The 20331-nt window shown below is 37.8% G+C and carries 13 protein-coding genes and 1 tRNA gene; 10 read left to right on the top strand and 4 right to left on the bottom strand.

Annotation, left to right across the window (positions count from 1 at the left end; translation table 11 throughout):
- Nucleotides 1-157: 157 nt before the first annotated feature.
- On the bottom strand, nucleotides 158-751 hold the full coding sequence (locus ACPDHL_RS14050) for a hypothetical protein (protein ID WP_430533379.1): 594 nt from the start codon (nucleotides 749-751) through the stop codon (nucleotides 158-160).
- A gap of 466 nt (nucleotides 752-1217) precedes the next feature.
- Between ACPDHL_RS14050 and ACPDHL_RS14055 the strand changes: the two genes are divergently transcribed.
- The 10 genes from ACPDHL_RS14055 (at nucleotide 1218) to ACPDHL_RS14100 (ending at nucleotide 17324) form a co-directional block, all read left to right on the top strand.
- Nucleotides 1218-4001, top strand: coding sequence for a tetratricopeptide repeat protein (locus ACPDHL_RS14055; protein ID WP_430533380.1), 2784 nt, complete (start codon nucleotides 1218-1220; stop codon nucleotides 3999-4001).
- Between the two features lie 431 nt (nucleotides 4002-4432).
- Nucleotides 4433-5140, top strand: a complete 708-nt coding sequence (locus ACPDHL_RS14060; RefSeq protein WP_430533381.1) for a LuxR C-terminal-related transcriptional regulator — start codon at nucleotides 4433-4435, stop codon at nucleotides 5138-5140.
- 195 nt (nucleotides 5141-5335) lie between these two features.
- On the top strand, nucleotides 5336-6436 hold the full coding sequence (locus ACPDHL_RS14065) for a lipase family protein (RefSeq protein ID WP_430533382.1): 1101 nt from the start codon (nucleotides 5336-5338) through the stop codon (nucleotides 6434-6436).
- 441 nt (nucleotides 6437-6877) lie between these two features.
- Nucleotides 6878-7732 (top strand): hypothetical protein, encoded by an 855-nt coding sequence (locus ACPDHL_RS14070; RefSeq protein WP_430533383.1) that lies wholly within the window; start codon nucleotides 6878-6880, stop codon nucleotides 7730-7732.
- A 222-nt stretch (nucleotides 7733-7954) separates the two neighbouring features.
- Complete coding sequence (locus tag ACPDHL_RS14075; protein WP_430533384.1) at nucleotides 7955-8380, top strand: hypothetical protein; 426 nt, start codon at nucleotides 7955-7957, stop codon at nucleotides 8378-8380.
- 267 nt (nucleotides 8381-8647) lie between these two features.
- Nucleotides 8648-12493 carry an efflux RND transporter permease subunit gene (locus tag ACPDHL_RS14080; RefSeq protein ID WP_430533385.1) on the top strand — a complete coding sequence of 1282 codons (3846 nt, stop codon included), beginning with the start codon at nucleotides 8648-8650 and terminating at the stop codon, nucleotides 12491-12493.
- Nucleotides 12486-13943 carry a TolC family protein gene (locus tag ACPDHL_RS14085; RefSeq protein WP_430533386.1) on the top strand — a complete coding sequence of 486 codons (1458 nt, stop codon included), beginning with the start codon at nucleotides 12486-12488 and terminating at the stop codon, nucleotides 13941-13943. Before ACPDHL_RS14080 ends, ACPDHL_RS14085 begins: the two co-directional genes overlap by 8 nt.
- A 10-nt stretch (nucleotides 13944-13953) precedes the next feature.
- Nucleotides 13954-15867, top strand: coding sequence for an efflux RND transporter periplasmic adaptor subunit (locus ACPDHL_RS14090; protein ID WP_430533387.1), 1914 nt, complete (start codon nucleotides 13954-13956; stop codon nucleotides 15865-15867).
- 197 nt (nucleotides 15868-16064) lie between these two features.
- Nucleotides 16065-16138: transfer RNA gene (locus ACPDHL_RS14095), tRNA-Arg, on the top strand.
- Between the two features lie 427 nt (nucleotides 16139-16565).
- Nucleotides 16566-17324: a hypothetical protein gene (locus ACPDHL_RS14100; protein WP_430533388.1), complete on the top strand. Its 759-nt coding sequence runs from the start codon at nucleotides 16566-16568 to the stop codon at nucleotides 17322-17324.
- 50 nt (nucleotides 17325-17374) lie between these two features.
- On the opposite strand, the gene ACPDHL_RS14105 is transcribed toward ACPDHL_RS14100, so the two are convergent.
- From ACPDHL_RS14105 to ACPDHL_RS14115, 3 genes are all read right to left on the bottom strand, one after another.
- Nucleotides 17375-18007, bottom strand: coding sequence for a hypothetical protein (locus ACPDHL_RS14105; RefSeq protein ID WP_430533389.1), 633 nt, complete (start codon nucleotides 18005-18007; stop codon nucleotides 17375-17377).
- Between the two features lie 193 nt (nucleotides 18008-18200).
- The gene (locus tag ACPDHL_RS14110) at nucleotides 18201-19376 is read right to left on the bottom strand and encodes a multidrug effflux MFS transporter (RefSeq protein ID WP_430533390.1); all 1176 of its coding nucleotides are present in this window, start codon (nucleotides 19374-19376) and stop codon (nucleotides 18201-18203) included.
- A gap of 63 nt (nucleotides 19377-19439) precedes the next feature.
- Nucleotides 19440-20331: helix-turn-helix domain-containing protein (locus tag ACPDHL_RS14115; RefSeq protein WP_430533391.1), on the bottom strand; the 892-nt coding region annotated here is incomplete at its 5' end.

Raw genomic sequence — 20331 nt, forward strand, 5'->3', positions numbered from 1 at the left:
TTGAAGGTTGTTTTCTCCTAATTATAAAGAATACTATGCTAGTTCATCCCATTAGTTTTATCGTTGTTTTGGTGTTTGATGTACCTACACTTCCTTTCGGTTTCCCATACCCTCCAAAAAAAAGCGACAGTGGAATTCACTGTCGCTTTTTTATGTTTTAATACATTTTCTTTACTGGAGACTTTGTTAAGTCATACTTTAAAAGTACTTCTTCGTAACTCATCGGTTTTGCCGTTGAATCCTGTTTCACAGCTGCACTTTTTTGTATTGGATCTTGCCCTGCAAGATACACCACTCTAAAGATCATATCCGTAACGTATCCCGGATCTCCTTTAGGACCTGGTGTTCCATTAAACAAGCCTAAAGGTGCTGTTGCACGAGCTTCTATGGTAAAATCATTTAGTCCATATCGATAGATATACTCTAATTCTTCATCTTTTTGTGCTACCTGATCTTCTACAAAATAGCGGATTGGTAAGGGAGACCATATTGGATTTTTATCCTTATCTACCCCCTCAAATACGAAAATCATCACTGCATCTCCAAAATACACTTTAGTTGGATGTTTTACGACCTGTCCTGCAATATTTGCATTTAGATCTTGATTGAAATCCAAATGGTACTCGAATACTTGTGCTGGTTCACTTCCACCATTGGGTCCTTGAGGGCCCTGAGGTCCGCGAGGCCCTTCACAGCTTATCGTAAATAAACCGCCCAAAACCACTGCGCATACTAACATCAATTTTTTCATAAAATTTCCTTTTTACCTTTTTTCAAATGTATTGTTTTATTTTAAGGAAAGAATCCTTTCTTAAGAGATTTTTAGCACTTTAGCCCGCTAATAGTCAAAAAAAACACTCCTTTACTACTCTAAAATTAAGATTCTTTTGGTGAAGAAAAAAACAAATGAAGAAAAAACACCTTTAATTCATTCAAATTTCTAATTTCATATTAAAAATAATTAAAATCAATATGAAATTCTCAAAAAGGGATTCATTTTTAGCATCATATAAATAACACACCATCTAATAAATTGAGATACACCCTTTTACTTGGTTTTAATTAGCGGAATGTAATCTATTTTTCTATTTTTGACTTGCTAAAATAACCTTACTATGCATAGTTCCTCTAATCACCCTTATCGGGTTTTATTTTTTGTTTTTTTCCTTTCCTTCAGTCTTTTTGCCCAGCAAGAGAAAGATATACGAAAAAGGCAAATGGACTCACTTACCACCCTACTACAGCAACAAACGGTATCTGATACCTTAACGGTAAATCGCATGACTCAGTTAGCGCGTATTTTATCCGAGGAAAAAGAATTGGAGCTTGCAACAAGCTATGCTCAAAAAGCACTAAAAATTGCAGAAAAACTAAATTTCCAACATGGAGAAGCAAGCGCTTACAACATCATCGGACTCATTTATATTCACAAAAGTGAATTTGCCGAAGCCCTAAAAAATTTATTTATCGCCTTAGACAAATGGGAAAAATCTGGAAAAAAAAAGGAAATAGCCCTTTCTCACATCCATATTGGAAATGTATATGATTATCAAGGGAAGTATCCCGAAGCGATGAAGAGTTTCTATACAGCACTAAAACTATACGAAGAAATCAAGGATAAAAAGGGAATTGCAACCTCTTATGGTTCTATAGGATTTACTTATCACCGACAAGAAAAATTCACTGAAGCTTTAAAAAATCACTTTATAGCCTTAAAAATACGAGAAGAAATCGAGGACAAAAATGGAATTGCACAATCCTACAACAATATTGGGGTTACTTATGACTATCAAGGTAATTTTCCCGAAGCCTTGGAAAACCACCTTGCGTCCTTAAAAATCAAAGAGGAAATTGGAGACAAACATGGTATGGCAGGTTCTTATCTTAATATTTCTGCTATTTACGTAGTCTTAGGCAAGTATCATGAAGCACGAAAAAACATCGACATTACGTTACAATTATGGGAAGAATTGGAGTACAAATGGGGTATTGCACAAGCCTACATCAATATTGGGTATATAGAACTGAAACTAAATCGACCAGCTTCTGCCAAAAAGAACCAAGAAAAAGCCTTGATTCTTGTTCAAGAAATGGGAGTAAAAGACCTGATTAGAGATCTTCATTACAATTTTATGGAGATTGACAGTACCTTAGGGAACTACGAAAGTGCTTTTGAGAACTACAAACAGTACATCCAATATCGCGACAGCTTAATCAACGAAGAAAATGAAATAAAAAATCTAGAAACTTCCATGGGCTACGAATTCGATAAAAAAGCAGCGGTTATCCAAGCAGCGCTTGAAACAAAAAATTTACAGCGCAATGTGGCCTATGCGGGATTTGGGATTATGGTACTTTTAACCGTGCTAACGGTATATTTATTTAAATTGAGAGGAAAAAGATTAAAAGTTGAAAAACAAAACCTTGAGTTACAACGTAGGGAGATGGAAACCATCAAGGAAAACGAACAATTCAAAACCCGATTTTTAACCAATATTTCCCATGAATTCAGAACGCCCCTTACCTTAATCAATGGCCATGTGGAAGTATTAAAAGAGCAGGGACGTCCAGAAGATTTTTCTCATTTTACTGAAATTGAACAAAACGGAAAACGATTACTTACCTTAATTAATCAGTTACTGGATCTTTCCAAAATGGAAAGTGGACAGTACAAACTGAAATACAAAAAAGGAAATGTGATACACGAAGCTAGTATGTTGATACAATCGTTCCATTCCTACGCAGAACAGCATCATATTTCGCTTGTCCTTGAGCAAACTGAAGAAGCTAAAAAACTAGCAGAATATCCCTTCATCTATTCGTCAGAGGCCTTGGCAATGATTATAACCAATTTACTTTCCAATGCTATTAAATACACTCCCTCTGGAGGAAGTGTCACAGTTAATATGGACTGTATTGAAGACAAGTTGAGCGTGCGTTTTGTTGATACAGGTCAAGGTATTGCACCTGAACACCTCCCTAAAATTTTTGACCGTTTTTATCAAGTGGACGAACCGGGTCAACGTACGTATGCAGGATCAGGCATCGGATTAGCTTTGGTTAAGGAACTGGTTCTCTTGCATGGAGGAGAAATTGCTGTTGAATCACCTATTGAAGGAGGTTGTATTTTTTCCTTTTCGATTGAAAGTGCAACAAAAAAAGAAATTGAAAATAGTGAAGTTATTGAACCCAATACCTTTATTTCAGCAAAAGAAGAAATCACACAGACAAGCGAAGAACAGCAAAACCCAACGCGACCTCTACTTCTTATTGTAGAAGATCAACCAGAGCTACGTGCGTTTATTGTTCGCAACCTCGGTCAAGAATACCGCTATGAAGAAGCTATAAATGGAAAGGAAGGAATAGCACGCGCCAAAGAATTGCTCCCTGATTTGATTATCAGTGACGTGATGATGCCTGACGCAGATGGATTTGAACTATGCGAAACACTCAAAAACGATAGAGCTACCTCTCACATTCCTATTATATTGCTCACGGCAAAAGCGGAACAAAAAGATAAACTAACAGGATTAGAAACCGGAGCAGACGATTATTTGACCAAACCATTTTCACTCCAAGAGCTCAAACTCCGCGTAAAAAACATTTTGTCATTTAAAGAATTACTCCGCACAAAATTTAAAGGTAATTCCCTTCCAACAGTGGAAGAAATACCAGAATTGAGTAGCCGAGATCGAAAATTCTTGGACGATGTCACTGCCCTAATAGAACCTAATATTTCCAATGTACAATTTGGAGTGACTATATTGGCCGAAGGGGTATTTTTATCCGTCAGTCAACTTAATCGAAAACTTAAAACCATCACAGGGAAAACTCCCGCAGACTTTATTCGAACTATTCGCTTAGCAAAAGCCATCGAATTATTGAGAAATGGGGAAAGCGTTGCAGACGTTGCTTGGGCTGTTGGTTTTGAAGATTCCGTCTACTTCAGTAAGGTCTTTAAAAAACAATATGGTTTTCCACCTTCGTCAACACCAAAATAAAACGACGTATTCCATCAAATAATTAGTTCAATTCTAAACCTGTTAGGCCGTTTGACCTGACAGGTTTTTTATTTTACAAAATACTGAATTGCAATAAATTAAAAACAAAACCATTTAAATAAAGCTAAAAAAACACCTAGTTTTTGCGTGATTTTTACCAATGTGTTCCAAGGATAGGCTTGTACATTTGTATGGAAGGTTCAAATCAATTCGTTTGATTCTATTCGCACTTATTTAACAGGTTTAATTCGCTTAAAAAACAAAGAAACGAAGCATTTACTACCCCGATATAAAAATAAAAGCACAGGGTAAAAGAAGAAACTTATGCTATCTCATAAGCTTCATACTACCAGAAAAAAAACTATAAATCGGTTATACTCGGCTAAGTTCTCTCTTGTTTTTTAGACCTTTTAAACATTACATTTCTTACTATGAGATCAACAAAAAACTCTTCGCTTTTAAGTAACAAATGGGATTTCTGGTTAAATCATTCGCATTCAAAAAATCCCCAAAACAAAAGTAAAAACAAAGACAGTTATTATTTTATCTTCAATTGTGAACTGAATGACTTGGAATATACAAGTAACAGTATTTTAGATGTGCTAGGCTATTCGGCAGACGAATTTGATATGCATCATTTTTTCTTATCCATCCACCCTGATGATTTGGATTATTGCATTATGTGTGAACACAATTCTCATCAGCTAAGGAATCACCTTACTGACAAAGAACTTCTTAAACTTTCAATCTCTTATAGTTTTCGGATCAAAACAAAAACGGGGAATTATATCACCATCAAGCAACATTATCAAACCATAGAGTCGGATGAATACGGCAGAATGTTTAAAAACTTTGTACAACACGAGAGAATAGATGATTATAAGGTTAGACCAACTTGTGATTTTCAAATTACGAACAGGTTTAACAGCAGCTCCCTCAACTTAGATGCTAAATTTAAGTTGACCAAACGAGAAATAGAAATTTTAGGATTAATCAACGAAGGATACCAAAGCAAAGAAATTTCCGAAATATTAAACATCAGTCATCATACAACACAAACGCATCGCAAAAACATCTTGAGTAAAACAGCATCGTCTTCTCTGATTGAAGTACTGAAAAAAACAGGCAGGGTCAAATAGTGATCATGGGCTAAAACCAAAGTACAATGCCTGTTCTATTGGTTTTACTCCAAGGGATTTTATTCAAAATAGTGCACATCTTTGCTCTTTTCTACTTTTGTGCTTGGCGCAAAAAGAAAAACAAAGGAGTGAAAAACGCATTTTATCACTTCATTCCTGTATTTTTATAGAATAATTATTTAAAATCTGAACGAGATGACCCGAATAAGAATGGCTTGTATCTATTTTGCATTGTTAAGCTTCTCCGCTTTTGCTCAACACCTCAAACCCCTAGCTGACTTAGAAGAGATTCGACACAGCTTATATTTAGCCGAAGACATTCACAAACCCTATGCAAGCGATTCACTCTATTTACTGACACAGTATACCAATATCTATCGTTCACCCGAAATGGGATTGACCAATAAATGGGGACTCTATTACCAAGAGAAAACAGGCGTTGCAGAAGTGGTTATCCGCGGTTCTGTTAATAAAGGAATGAGTTGGCTTGCCAATTACTATGCCGCTATGGTCCCAGCACAAGGAACGATAGCCCTAACACCTGATCAAGTGGTTGACTATCGCTTTGCTGAAGACAATAAAGCAAGTGTTCATGCTGGATGGACCCTTGCTTCTCTCTATTTACTACAAGATATAAAACCTAAAATAGACAGTTTATACCAAACCAACACCAAGGACATTATTATTTCAGGCCATAGTCAAGGTGGTGTAATTGCCTATTTAATTACGGCTCAACTCAAACAATGGCAAAAGGAAGACGTCCTTCCTCAAGATATTCGGTTTAAAACCTATACACTAGCCGCACCTAAACCTGGCAATACCTATTTTGCTTACCAATATGAAAAAACCATGCAACAATGGAGCTATTCCCTTGTTAATACACAAGACTGGGTTCCGGAGGTTCCACCAACGACACAGCGCTTTCAAGATTTTAATCCCATCAGTCCGTTTAGCACTGCAAATATTGACAAGAGCATAAAAAAAATCAGCTGGCCTAAACGCTGGTTTGCTCGTGGTATTTACAATCGAGTGAGTACCCCTACAAAAAAAAGTGTCAAGCGCTATGCAAAATTACTCGGTCCTTTTTTGTTCAAAGAAATTCAAAAATCACTTCCTGATTTACAAGAACCCCACTACCGTCAAGAAAGTAATTACAGCCGATGTGGTACGCCAATTATCTTAGATGGTTTATCGAATCCGGCTTACCAAAGTCAATTCAATCAATCAGATAACATCATGTCACATCATTTACCTAATGCTTATTTGTATTTACTAGAACAACAGATGGCTCCATAATTTTTAGTTTTTCTTGCTGTGTTTTGCCTTTTTTATCTCCAAAAAGAGAAATATCTCTATTAAACTAGAAATAAAAGGGAGGTAAATCTCAGCAAGCGACCTCATTCACTTGCAATTTTCCTCAATACATCTGTGTTTTTTTTATAAAAACTGAGTAAAAACTATGATTTTCACAGTTTTACAATCAAATACAAAAAAAAATTTAATTTAAAAATCATACAACTTATAAAGCAATAATCGATTTTAAAAGCTAAAAAAAAACAACATTCCTTTAATTTAAAGATAAATAACAAAGCTTATCAAATAATTTTAACATCATATAAATAACATATTAACATATTTCGATTTGGATTCTTGCTAAATTCTAACTAAACTAGCATTGAAATTGCATTAATGATAGTAATGCGTTTTTCTAACAACTCAACAACACTAGCAAACCTTATGAAACTCGAATTATTTGAAGAAGTACAAAGTAAACTTACTCACTTTGTGCGGCATTTTGTCAAAATCGCCCCCTGTGGCAACTTGAACTCCCTTGCTTTTCAACATTATCACTTTAATAATTTTAAGGCAATGACTTCAACCTTATTTGAAGCTTTACTGCATATTAACTATGCTCAACTTCAAAAAAGCGAAGATAAAATCACCTACAGTACTCCTTTTTCTCTTACGTTAAATGAATCTCAAGAACTAATACGAGAGATTGAATTTTCAAAAATTAAGCAGGATAAACAAGGTAAAATACTACGTGCTGTTCAACAAGAAATAAAGGATAAATTCAACGATCAACCTGCCAATAGCTATGGCAATATTACGTTTAACTGCTTGGATAGAAGCAAGCAATTATGCGCTTTAGTAGGAACTATTCACATCTCAGAAAACAGAGAGTTTACCGTAAACCTATTTTATTTAAAAATAGACACCCCTCTCGAAGATCTCCTGCTCGATTTTAATTTTTATCTCAAAGACAAAAACAAACACCTTTCAATTTACAATACTCTACTAGATTCTGAAACTACCGATGATATAAAACTACTTTCACTTTTACAACAACACCAGTTATCGCTACTTGAATTTAAAGAGAATATGGTTTACTTTTTCGGTGATACGCTATTGAATTACCAGAAGAAAGAACGCTTTTTAAAATCATTGGAATTACTCCTTTTCTCACCAAACTCTATGGAAGAAATCGCGAAAACCTGTGAAAAAAAACGAACACCTTACACCTTGTCACAGTTTTTTAATAGTACTCGATCTGCAAAAAATAACGCAGTAATCCGATACAATGTAGGTTAACAGTTGACAGAAAGTATAGAACTACCAAACGAACTCACTTGACTATATAGTCAAGTGAGTTCGTTTTTTTTTCACTATGCAGCATCGTCGACAGAATGAAAATCGTAAGGTAGTGAGATAAATCACACAAACCGAGCAAACTGTAAACCGTTAACTGATTACTAAACTTTTTTTTATATCTTTGTATCTTAGGTACCTAACCGTTGCCTACATTTTTAGATCATGAAGAAATACTTATCCATACTTGTACTGTCTTTATCCGTACTTGTTACAGCGAATCCAATTATTAGTTGGAACTGTAATGAGATGACTACGGCTATGACTAGTTGTATGGAAATGGAGGAAGACACTTTGCCCTGTTGTTCCAATGATGCCGCGAGTGGGCATCAGAACATGGCAGACATGTTGTGTTGTTCCCCTATGGCTCGTATCAATACGGTACAGACAGATCTACAAGTAGAGCAAACAGAAGCAGCTCCTCAATCCAAAGAGAAAAAAGCAGCGATTCAAGCCAAGTGGTTTAATTCAAACTACCTGACCGATTTAAAATCAGTAGCGTTAACTCCTTACCCTACACCTATTGCCGTTGATGGTTTCAAATTTACTACCATCGACCGGCTTTCCTACATTTGTATTTATCGTATATGATACCGTTTTGCCTTGTAGGTCTCTTTCTTTTGTGTCTTTCTTATGACTTCGAGACGTACTTTGCTAATTACCCCTTTTTTTCGGAACACTTTACTTTGCCTATTCAAAGACAGAGAATCATTTAACTACATTGAAATCAATCAATTGTATTTACTTTTTTCTTATCTTTAATAGGATAGATTGTATTATTCGCCCCCTTTATTGGGACTAAATGCGAGTCAATCGGTGTTTCTTATCGCGTATCATTAACACTTTAAAAACATCCATATGCTTAATAAAATCATTAAGTATTTCCTACATAATCGATTAATTACGATCTTAATCCTAGTTATCGTTGTAGTATGGGGATTAATTACAGCCCCCTTTACTTGGCATCAAAATCTTTTGCCAAGTGACCCCGTTCCCGTAGATGCCATTCCCGATATTGGTGAGAATCAACAAATTGTAGCCACAGAATGGATGGGACGATCCCCTAAAGACATTCAAGAACAAATTACGTATCCCCTAACGACATCATTATTAGGGGTTCCGGGTGTAAAAACCATTCGAAGTAGTTCCATGTTCGGTATGTCTTTTATCTACATCATCTTTGAAGAAGATGTAGAATTCTATTGGAGTAGATCTCGAATCTTAGAAAAATTAAATTCACTCCCTTCTGGAACTTTACCAGAGGGAGTTATCCCTACTTTGGGACCTGATGCTACTGCATTAGGACAGGTTTATTGGTATACCCTAGAAGGTAGAAATCCTCAAACAGGCGAACCTACCGGTGGTTGGGATCCTGATGAATTGCGTACAATTCAAGATTTCTATGCTAAATATAGCTTAGCTTCAGCTGAAGGCGTTGCTGAAGTAGCTTCTATAGGAGGTTATGTCAAAGAATACCAGGTAGAAGTAAAACCTGATGCCATGCGTGCCTATAATGTTTCCATCATGGATATTATGGGTGCCATTCAAAAAAGCAATCTCGATATTGGGGCAGAAACCATTGAAATCAACCAAGCAGAATACCTTGTTCGCGGATTAGGCTACATCAAAAGCATTCAAGATTTAGAAGATGCTGTGGTTACCGTGCGCAATAATACACCAGTAAAAATAAAGGATGTCGCTTTTGTCAACTTAGGTCCTGCCACGCGTAGAGGTGGTTTAGACAAAGAAGGCATTGAGGCGGTTGGTGGTGTTGTCGTTGCTCGCTATGGTGCAAATCCCATGGAAGTCATTGACAATGTAAAAGGTAAAATTGAAGCGATGGAAGCTGGACTTCCACAAAAGACGCTAGCCGATGGAACTATTTCCAAAGTGACTGTTGTTCCTTTTTATGATCGTTCGGGTTTAATCAAAGAAACCATTGGTACATTAGAAACCGCACTAGCACACGAAATACTCATCTGTATTATCGTTGTGATCGTCTTGGTCATTAATTTACGTGCTTCCATCATCATTTCCAGTATTTTGCCCATTGGGGTATTAGCGACTTTTATCATCATGCGTTACATGGGGATTGAAGCTAATATTGTTGCTTTATCGGGTATTGCCATCGCCATTGGAGTTATGGTTGATGTTGGGGTCGTCTTTGTTGAGAGCATTATTCGCCATATGGAAGAAGAACGAGCACGTGGAGTGGAAAGCAGAGGAAAAGCCTTTGTTAACCTCATTATAAAAGCCGTTTCTGAAGTATCTGGTGCCTTGTCAACAGCTATGTTAACCACCATTATCAGTTTCTTACCTGTATTTGCCATGGAAGCACAAGAAGGTAAATTATTTAAACCCTTGGCTTACACCAAAACATTTGCTTTGGTCTCTGCCTTTTTGCTGGGTATTATCATCTTACCTACAATTGCTTACTATATATACTCCATCAAAATAAACAAAGCAAAGGTGCGTAAAATAGCCAATTACACCCTGTGTGTAGTGGGAATTGCCATGTGGATATATACCGGTATTTTTACAGCCCTTGCGCTAACTTTTGTAGGGATCAACAACTTATATACGCCTACATGGAGAAGTGAAAAAACGGCCAACCACATCAATGTAGGGATCACGTTATTTGTTGCAGTTTACTACCTAGCTATTGAATGGCTTCCCTTGGGTACACAGGCTAGTACGGGACTAAACTTTATTTTTGTTATTCTTGCCATAGGTAGTATTCTAGCTATTTTATGGATACTCGTGATTTATTACGAACAAATCTTGCGTTGGGCACTTGCCAACCGATGGAAGTTCATGGCTATTCCTATACTCACTGTCCTGTTGGGTATGATGGCCTGGCTGGGATTCAATACTTCTTTTGGATTTGTTGCTAAGGGCTTTGAAACAGTAGGATGGAAATCCTTTAGAGAAACGTCTTTTTGGCAAAAATCTTCCGAAACCTTTCCTGGTATTGGTGAGGAATTTATGCCGAGTTTAAACGAAGGTTCTTTTTTGCTTATGCCGACGAGTATGCCGCATACGGGGATTGAACAAAACTTAAACTTCATTCGAACCTTAGATAAGCGCATTCAACATATTCCAGAGGTAGAATTGACCATTGGCAAGTGGGGACGTGTAAACTCCGCCCTTGACCCTGCTCCTACCCAAATGTTTGAAAATACCATCAATTACAAACCAGAGTACTTCTTGGATGAAGATGGACACCGTGAGCGTTTTAAAGTAACGAAAAACGGTGAGTTTGAATTGATGGATGGTTCAACTTATCACGTATCGAATGGTTATCGCCAGATTCCAAGAGACAGTTTGGTTCCCGATAAAAATGGAAAATTCTTCAGACAATGGCGTCCAGAAATTAAAAACCCCGAGGACATTTGGCAACAAATCGTCAATGTGTCTCATCTTCCAGGGTTAACCTCAGCACCCAAATTACAACCCATTGAAGCGCGTTTAGTCATGCTTTCAACGGGAATGCGTGCGCCCATGGGATTAAAAGTTTCAGGACCAGATTTAGAATCAATCGAAGAAGGTGGTAAAGCCTTGGAAACGGCCTTAAAAGATATTCCATCCATTATGTCGTCTACTGTTTTTTACGATCGAGCTGTAGGTGCTCCTTATGTAGAAATACACCTCAATAGAATTAATATGGCTCGTTATGGTATTACTGTTGCTGATTTACAAGAAGTCTTAGAAGCAGCAGTTGGCGGTATGCAACTAACCACTACCGTGGAAGGACGTGAACGCTTTCCTGTTCGCTTGCGCTATCCTCGAGAATTAAGAGATAATCCTGAGGCATTGTCTAAGCTATTAATTCCTACGGGAACAGGCGTACAAATTCCGCTTAGTGATGTAGCAGAAATTACCTATGCCAAAGGTTCTCAAATGATTCAAAGTGAAAATACTTTTCTGTTAGGTTATGTTATTTTTGACAAAATCAGCGGCAAGGCAGAGGTTGACGTGGTTCGCGAAGCCGAACAAGTTTTAAAAACCAAATTAGCTTCTGGTGCATTAACGCTACCTAAAGGAGTAACCTACACCTTTGCAGGAAATTACGAACAACAAGAACGCGCAGCTCAACGCTTATTATACGTCGTTCCGATGAGTTTATTGGCCATTCTCATGATTTTATACTTCCAATTCAAAACCATTACAGCCTCCTTGATTCACTTCTCAGGGGTATTTGTGGCTTTCGCTGGAGGATTTATCCTGTTGTGGTTGTATGGACAACCTTGGTTCATGAACTTCTCTATTGGCGAGATGAATATGCGGGATTTATTTCAAATGCACAGCATTAACTTGAGTATTGCCGTCTGGGTGGGGTTCATTGCTCTCTTTGGTTTAGCGACTAATGATGGCGTATTGATGGGGACCTATATTCACGATACTTTTGAAGCAAGAGACCCTAAAACCAAGCACGAGATTCGCGAGGCAGTCGTGTACGCTGGGTTAAAAAGAGTTCGTCCCGCTGCGATGACTACAGCAACAGCTTTAATTGCCTTGCTCCCTGTGATGACCTCTACAGGAAAAGGCGCGGAAATTATGATCCCAATGGCCATTCCTACCTTTGGTGGGATGCTCATCCAATCCATGACGATGTTTGTCGTTCCTGTATTCCAATGTTGGTGGCGAGAATGGGCCATCAAAAAAGAACAAAAGTCAAACGAAAAAACGGCTACACATGAATAAACTATATCCCATCCTTTTCGTTTTACTAGGGGGATTCGCTCCTATTTCAACGATTTGGGCACAAGAAACCCAAGTGGATTCTTTGCGTTATTATACCGAAATAGCCCTGGATAAAAATCCTGGGGTACAGGCTCAACGCTTGGCGTATGAAGCTTTTTTAGAAAAAATTCCACAAGCAGGAGCTTTTGATGATCCTGAACTATCGATGGGTTTTTATACTAAGCCTATGGATATCGTGGGTGGACGTCAGATTGGAGATTTGACCTTGATGCAGATGTTGCCATGGTTTGGAACAAAAAAATCAGCTAAAAAGGAAGCCAATCACATGGCTAGCATGCAAATGCAACAGTATAGAGAAGCCCAAGAAGCAGTCATTCTACAAGTACACACCCAATGGTATGTCTTACAAAAATTACAACAACAAGTACACAATGCCCAACAAAACAAGAAGTTGTTGGAACAAGTAGAGCAATTGGCCTTGCAGCGATTTTCTTCTCCTTCTGGTGCAACTGCCTCAAATAGTATGGTTAGTACATCCACTGCTACTGCTAGCACCGCTAGCGCAGGAGCATCCAGCATGGGCGGTATGGCTATGGGGGGCAACACGGCTACAACAACCGCTAATACCGCAACTCCTGCTTCCTCAAGTAGCAGCTCGATGGCTAGTATGAGTGGTAGTGGTTCAGGTATGTCAGATGTTTTGCGTATTCGCCTCGAAACAATTGAAATTGAAAATACCATCGAGAGCTTACAGGCACAAATCAAAGCGGAAAAAATCAAATTCAATGCTTTGTTGGATCAAGAAGCACAAACCCTTGTTACAGTTCCACAAACAATAGAAAAAGTCGCTTTCTTCATGACTGATGAAGACGTACAAGCCGCCATAGAAACCAATAATCCCATGTTAGCTATGCTAACCGAAGAAGGATTGGCTTACCAAGCCAAAGCAGAAATGGATCGCAAAATGAGCTATCCTATGGTTGGACTTGGTGTACAATATATGATTATCGGCAAGACCAACGATCCCATGCTTGCCATGGGGAATATGAATGGCAAAGATATGATTATGCCTATGGTGACACTTTCACTCCCTGTATTTAGAAAAAAATACAAGGCACAACAAGAAGAAGGCAAAAAATGGTGGCAATCGAGTGAAGCAAAATACAAGGATACGTACAATACCCTGCTAGCCACTTATTACAGCTTTAAAAATCAAGTGGAAGACACTGAGCGCACCATTAACTTATTGGAAAAGCAAACGACTTTAGCCGAAACAACCTTCAATCTAATTGTCAAGGAATTTGTAACAGGAAAAAGTGATTTGACCAATGTGATTCAAGTACAACGTCAATTACTTGATTACCAGTTAAAAAAAGCAGAAGCTATTGCAAACTACAATACACTGGTAGCCTCGATTGAAAATATTACAGCTACTACTAACGATTTATAACAAACAGACAATGCGTACATTCAAAAATATAATTAAAAATAACACGGTAAAATACGGCGTTATTTTATTAGTTGGACTTCTTTTGGGGTGGTTAGTTTTTGGTGGATCTGCCACACATGAACACAATGGAGAACCTGCTCCTACAACAGAAGCAGCGGTCGTTTGGACCTGTTCCATGCACCCACAAATCAAAATGGACAAACCGGGAAAATGCCCCTTATGTGCCATGGATTTAATTCCGTTAAAATCATCTGATAGCGGAGATGACGCTATTGATGATGATGCCATTCAACTATCAAAAGAAGCCATTGCCTTGGCTAATATACAAACAACGGTAGTTGGGCGTCAAGATGCTATTAAGGATATTCAATTATACGGTACGATTCAGGTAGATGAGCGTCTACAACAATCACAAACGTCCCATGTTAATGGGCGTATAGAGAAATTGTTCATCAATTTTACGGGAGAAGCGGTTAAACAAGGGCAGTTAATTGCGACCATTTATTCTCCTGATTTGCTCAATGCACAACAAGAACTTTTAGAAGCACAAAAACTCACGGATTTCCAACCCCTATTATTGGATGCCGCGAAGGAAAAACTGCGTTTGTGGAAAATGTCAGATGCCCAAATCAACAAAGTACTGACTACAGGGAAAGTATCGCCTTATGTCAGTATTACAGCGAATACCAGTGGAATTGTAACGGCTAAAAACGTTAACCAAGGGGATTATATCAACCAAGGATCCGTTTTATACAGCATTTCCAATATGAGCAAGCTTTGGGCTATTTTTGAGGCTTATGAAGGAGATTTACCTTTTTTAAAAGAAGGAGATGTCTTGGAGTATACCCTTCAAAGTATTCCTGGAAAAGTGTACAAAGGAAAAATTTCGTTTATCAATCCCATTATTGATGCGACCTCGCGCACAGCTAAAATACGCGTAGAAACCGATAATAAAGATCAGGCCTTAAAACCTGAGATGTACGCGACAGCAACGATACAATCTCCTATTCGCGGTGCGGAAAGCCAGCAATTGACCATACCTAAATCTGCAGTTTTATGGACGGGGAAACGCTCGATAATTTACGTGAAACAGCCGCATACGAATACGCCAGCCTTTAAGATGAGAGAAATTGTATTGGGTCCATCCTTAGGGAATCAATATGTTGTTTCCTCTGGCTTGCAAGATGGAGAGGAAATTGTCACTCGAGGTGTATTTACGGTGGATTCAAGCGCACAGTTGGAAGGAAAACCCAGTATGATGAATAACGACTCGCCAACAGGTGTGCAGGCAAAACACGAAACCCATGCAATGTTTGCCGTCAATGGCAATTGCGATATGTGTAAAGCGCGTATCGAAAAAGCAGCCAAAGCTGTTGCTGGTGTGATTAGTGCAACGTGGAGTTCCAAAGATCAAGTGTTGCATCTAAACTTTGATGCTTCAAAAACCGATCAAAACAAAATCAGCAAGGCTGTTGCTCAAGCGGGACATGATACTGCTTTGGATCAAGCGCCAGATTCCGTATACCGCGATTTACCGCCTTGTTGTTTATACGATAGAGGAGGAATCAAATCAAAACCAACAGATCACACCAAACACGAAACCCACCAACCAGCATCAACGTCTAAAGAAGCACATCCTAAAGATCATCAAGGTGATCATCAAGGACATGCAATGTTAGCTGTAAAGGGTAATTGTACCATGTGTAAAGAACGCATTGAAACAGCTGCCAAAGGCGTAACTGGTGTCTCAACAGCTACTTGGGATGTCAACGCAAAAATGCTCCACCTCAATTTTGATCCGTCCAAAACGGATCAAAAAAAGGTGAGTAAAGCTATTGCTGCCGCGGGACATGACACCGCTTTAGACAAAGCGCCAGACAAAGCCTACAACAGTTTACATGGCTGCTGCCAATATGAACGTTAAAACAGATCGAACGCTAAGGATCGTTATAAAATATATGGAATACAATTTTCTAATTTTCAACTAGTTATTTGATTATTTTCATTTTTATGCAATTATCCTTGGTGTTTCTCTAAAAAATAGAATATCTTTGCACCATCAAACTGAGAAAGTAGCACTACTTTTTCTTTTGATGGTGTTTAAATCCCCCGTGATTTAATGGTCCAATAGCTCAGCTGGATAGAGCAACTGCCTTCTAAGCAGTAGGTCTCAGGTTCGAATCCTGATTGGATCACAAAAAGCCTTCGAAAAATCGAAGGCTTTTTTTATTTTTTACTCTCAAGCGAAAAGTATCTCCCGAAACCAGATCCCTTACCCAAAACTAAACCTTCACCCAAAAACACCCTACTCTAACTTATTTTATATACTTTTGAAAAATTTTTACAACTAAGCGTTTAAGACATCAAATGTATCAAATCATTAAAGATGTTCTACCGTCCAAAAATGCAACCATAAAATACAACGGCACGCCATACTATGATGATAGAACCCATATCGAGCGTTTTTGCTTTTCGCTATAAAACTCACATAATAATAACGAGAACTTAATCATATGTCTACATGAACGATAAACCTAATCAACAAGCGTAAAACGTTGATGCATATCAACAGACTACCTCTAACAAATTCAAAATCAGTAAACAAACTAATAATTTATAAACATGAAAAAACTAGTACTCTGCTTCTTTTCCTTAGTCCTTTTCGCTTCTTGCTCTAGCGATGATTCTAGCAGTAATGCTACTGGTGGAGGAGAAAGTAAAACTGAACTTAAACTAAAAAGTGTTGAATTTGGTGAGATTGGCACAGATCCATCCAACAACGAAATGAAGTACAAAACAACAATAGAATATTTCTATGGTTCCAATGGTTATGTAAACAAAATAAAAACGCACGAAGAAACTACTAATCTAGTAGAATATGAATATTTTGAGTACGAGGGAAATAATATTATCCAATGGAGATATGAAGTAGATGGAAGACAAGTAAAATCAGATTTTTTTTATACGGATAATCTAATCACAAAATCCATCAATACAGAAGAAAACGGACCACATATCAATGTGTATGAATATGATTCAGCCAAAAACCTCATCACAGCGATTTATACGAATGAAAGCGATAATTTTGTTAGAACATCAAGATTTACCTATGATACGAATGGAAATGTAACGAAAGAAACGATTGATTATACGGATGGTACGCAAATTATTCATACCTATGAATTCGATCAAAAAAATCATCCTTTTACCCATATGTTTCCGAAAAACTACCTAAAAAGGTTATCTATTGGAAAGCATAACAAAATCACTGAAAAACAAGATGGGGTTACTCAAACAACGACGACCTATGAATACAATGACCTGGGGTATCCAATCAAAGAAATATACGAGTATAAAACGATTCATTATACCTATTACTAATAGACAAGAAACAAATAAAAAACCGCAGCATGCTGCGGTTTTTTATTTGTCTATTTTTTGATCTTCCAACAGCTTAGATTAGAATAAGTCGAATAAAAGCAACAAGAAGTAAGAAGGACGAATAGTCCTCCAATTGCATAGGTATAGTTCCCCATCCGATCTAGTACAGTCGCCACTTTATCTACCTCCTTTTCCACTTCTATCTCGCCATTGTCTAATTCAAATGCCACATACATTTCCATCAATTCTTCTCTTGTCAGTTGCGGATTTATCGTTTTTTCATCATTTGAAAACTTAATACTATCTGCATACATCACCACCTGTTTTCGATGTTTAACAAGAAGATTTAAAACGTCTATATAGGTAGCATAGGGCACAGTTCCGAAAGTAAAAACCAAACCTTGTTTTTCCTCAGTATTCAAACTAATCTTTTCTATTTTATCTTCAGCTTGAAGCAAAAGCACTTGATCTACTGTTGAATCACCTGTAAATGTAATCGTCTCAAATACAACCCCTTCAAATAGTTCATACGGCATATCACCACAAGGATTCCAGCCTATTTCTTCTAAATAAACATCCATTCCTCTATAGTCACGAGTAGCGATCGTTCGCTGGATGTAGAAATACCCCAATAAGGGCAAAAACAGCAGCGTAATCATACCTGGCACGTAGTACTTTCTCATTCGAAGTGCATTGAATAGTTTGGAATGAAAATAGGCAATTATTTTGAATTAGTTTCAACTTACCCCCTTCTTTTCTTTGTATCTACTTCAAAAGTAAATCGTTCTTATTTTGAAAAATTCAACCACTCACCATTCACCATTCACCACTCACCACTCACCACTTACCACTCACCACTTACCACTCACCCAAAAACTACTCCGCCTCTTTAATCCAGTAACACGCCAAATACAGTCCATGGCAGACAAATAGCGCCAGTCCGGTAAGCAATAATAAATCTACGGGAATCAAATTTGTTGCAGCAGAAATAATAAATGTCAGTAGCAACTGTAACGAGCCCAATAAAGCTGAAGCCGAACCACTCGTTTCCACAAAGGGTTCAAGCGCAAGTTTTGTTGTAGCAGGAAATAAAACCCCTAAGGTTAAGACAATAAAAAACAAGGGGATCAATAGCCATTCAATGGGTTGTTTTGTAATACAGAATCCCAAGAAAACAAGACTTCCTACTAATCCGAAGATGGTGGTATACAAAATAATCTGACGAATGGACCACCAACGGATAAAAGCACTCGACACCCACGCGCCGAGCATTAATCCTACAGCATTAAAAGCAAAAATATAGCTAAATGTAGTGGAGGACAATTGGCCGTATTCCATAATCAGATAGGGCGCATTGGCTAGGTAGATCATTAATATACTATAAGTTACACTTCCAATTAGTGTATATTTCAAAAACGTTTTCACCTGTAAAACGGCTTTAAAATCTTGAATGAGGTTTCGCTTTTGAGCCGTTGTTGTCTTTGCTTTTGTTTCAGGTAACCACAGGATCACAAGCAGTAAAGCGAGTACACCAAGTATAAATAGCGTCACAAAGGTCGATTGCCAACTAAAGTGAGAAACCAAGAAATTCCCAGCCACAGGACCAATAATTGGAGCTACTCCTGCAATAATAGCCAAGAGGGAGAACACGCGCATGGTGTCATCCTGTTCAAAGTATTCATTGACAATCGCTCTGGCAATCACCACGCCTGCACACCCAGCAAATGCTTGGAAGAATCGCGCTACCCAAAATTGCTCTATCGTCTCAGCATAAATACAAGCCATTGTTGCTGCAATAAAGAGAACTAAAGAGATCATGGTCGGCCATTTGCGTCCGTATTTATCGGATATAATGCCCCAAAATAATTGACCGACAGCAAATCCTGCCAAAAAAGTAGAAATGGAAAACTGAACGGATTTTAAATCAGTATGATAGTATGCTGCCATTTTCAAAAATCCAGGCAGGTATAAATCAATACTAAAAGGCTCCAAGGCAGATAGCAGTGCTAGAATTAACACCACAATAAACTGCTGTTTTTTTAACTTACTCATCTTATTTTCTTAAAGAAGCAAAAATACTCCGAGTACAAAAAGCAAACCTTATCTAAATGAGACTTATTCTTGGACTTTTTTCACCTCTGTGCGAAAATCTTTTGGGGTTTTCCCCGTGCATTTTTTGAAAAAGCGATTGAAATAGGTCACATCAGAGAAATTCAATGCATGAGCAATCCGTTGAATCGTATCCTCACTATAACCAACCAATCGCTTGGCTTCTAACAACAATCGCTCTTGTAGTTGCTGCTTTACTGTCTTGCCAATGGCTTGAAATAAAATCTCATTCATACGCTTGACTGAAAGGGAAACTAGGTCTGCATAAAATTCATTGTTTCGTTGGGTGCTATAGTGTTCTTCAATAAGCTGTAGTATTTTATGTACGCGCTCATCTAATACCACATGTTGTGGTGAAATCACAGGGAGATCTTGTAAATGGACAATATACAGCTGTAAATACTGTTCTAAAACAGTAGGTCTCTTGAAGGTATTGTATTCCATCTCAATCAACAAATGCAAATACCCTAGCCGTTGGGCTTCCTCAGGCGTAACCGCAAATTTGAGTTGATTATGTCCTGTAAAGGCTCGTTGTTTCGCCTCTTTAAACAAGACGCTGTGAAAGTAATTCTTATCAATACCCAAACAATACCCTTTACTATAATGCGTATCCAACTGATGGACTTGTCCGGGGTAAATAATCCAAATTTCTTGCGCCTTTACGGGATAAGAAATAAAGTCAATTTCTTGGTAATGGGGAGTTAAGACTTCGGTAAACCAATAGATTTGATAAAAATCATATTGGTAATGTCCTTCAACTTCAAAGAGATCTCCAATGGCTTCAATGCGATAAAATTCAATGGGAATATCTTTATCAACTTGCTGAACGCGAACCACTTTTTTCTTTGTCTTCATCTGTAAAAACGAAATATTAGACAAAGATACAGTTTTATAAAAA

The organism is Myroides sp. C15-4 (genome assembly GCF_050522745.1).
In the GTDB taxonomy this organism is placed as follows: Bacteria; Bacteroidota; Bacteroidia; order Flavobacteriales; family Flavobacteriaceae; genus Flavobacterium.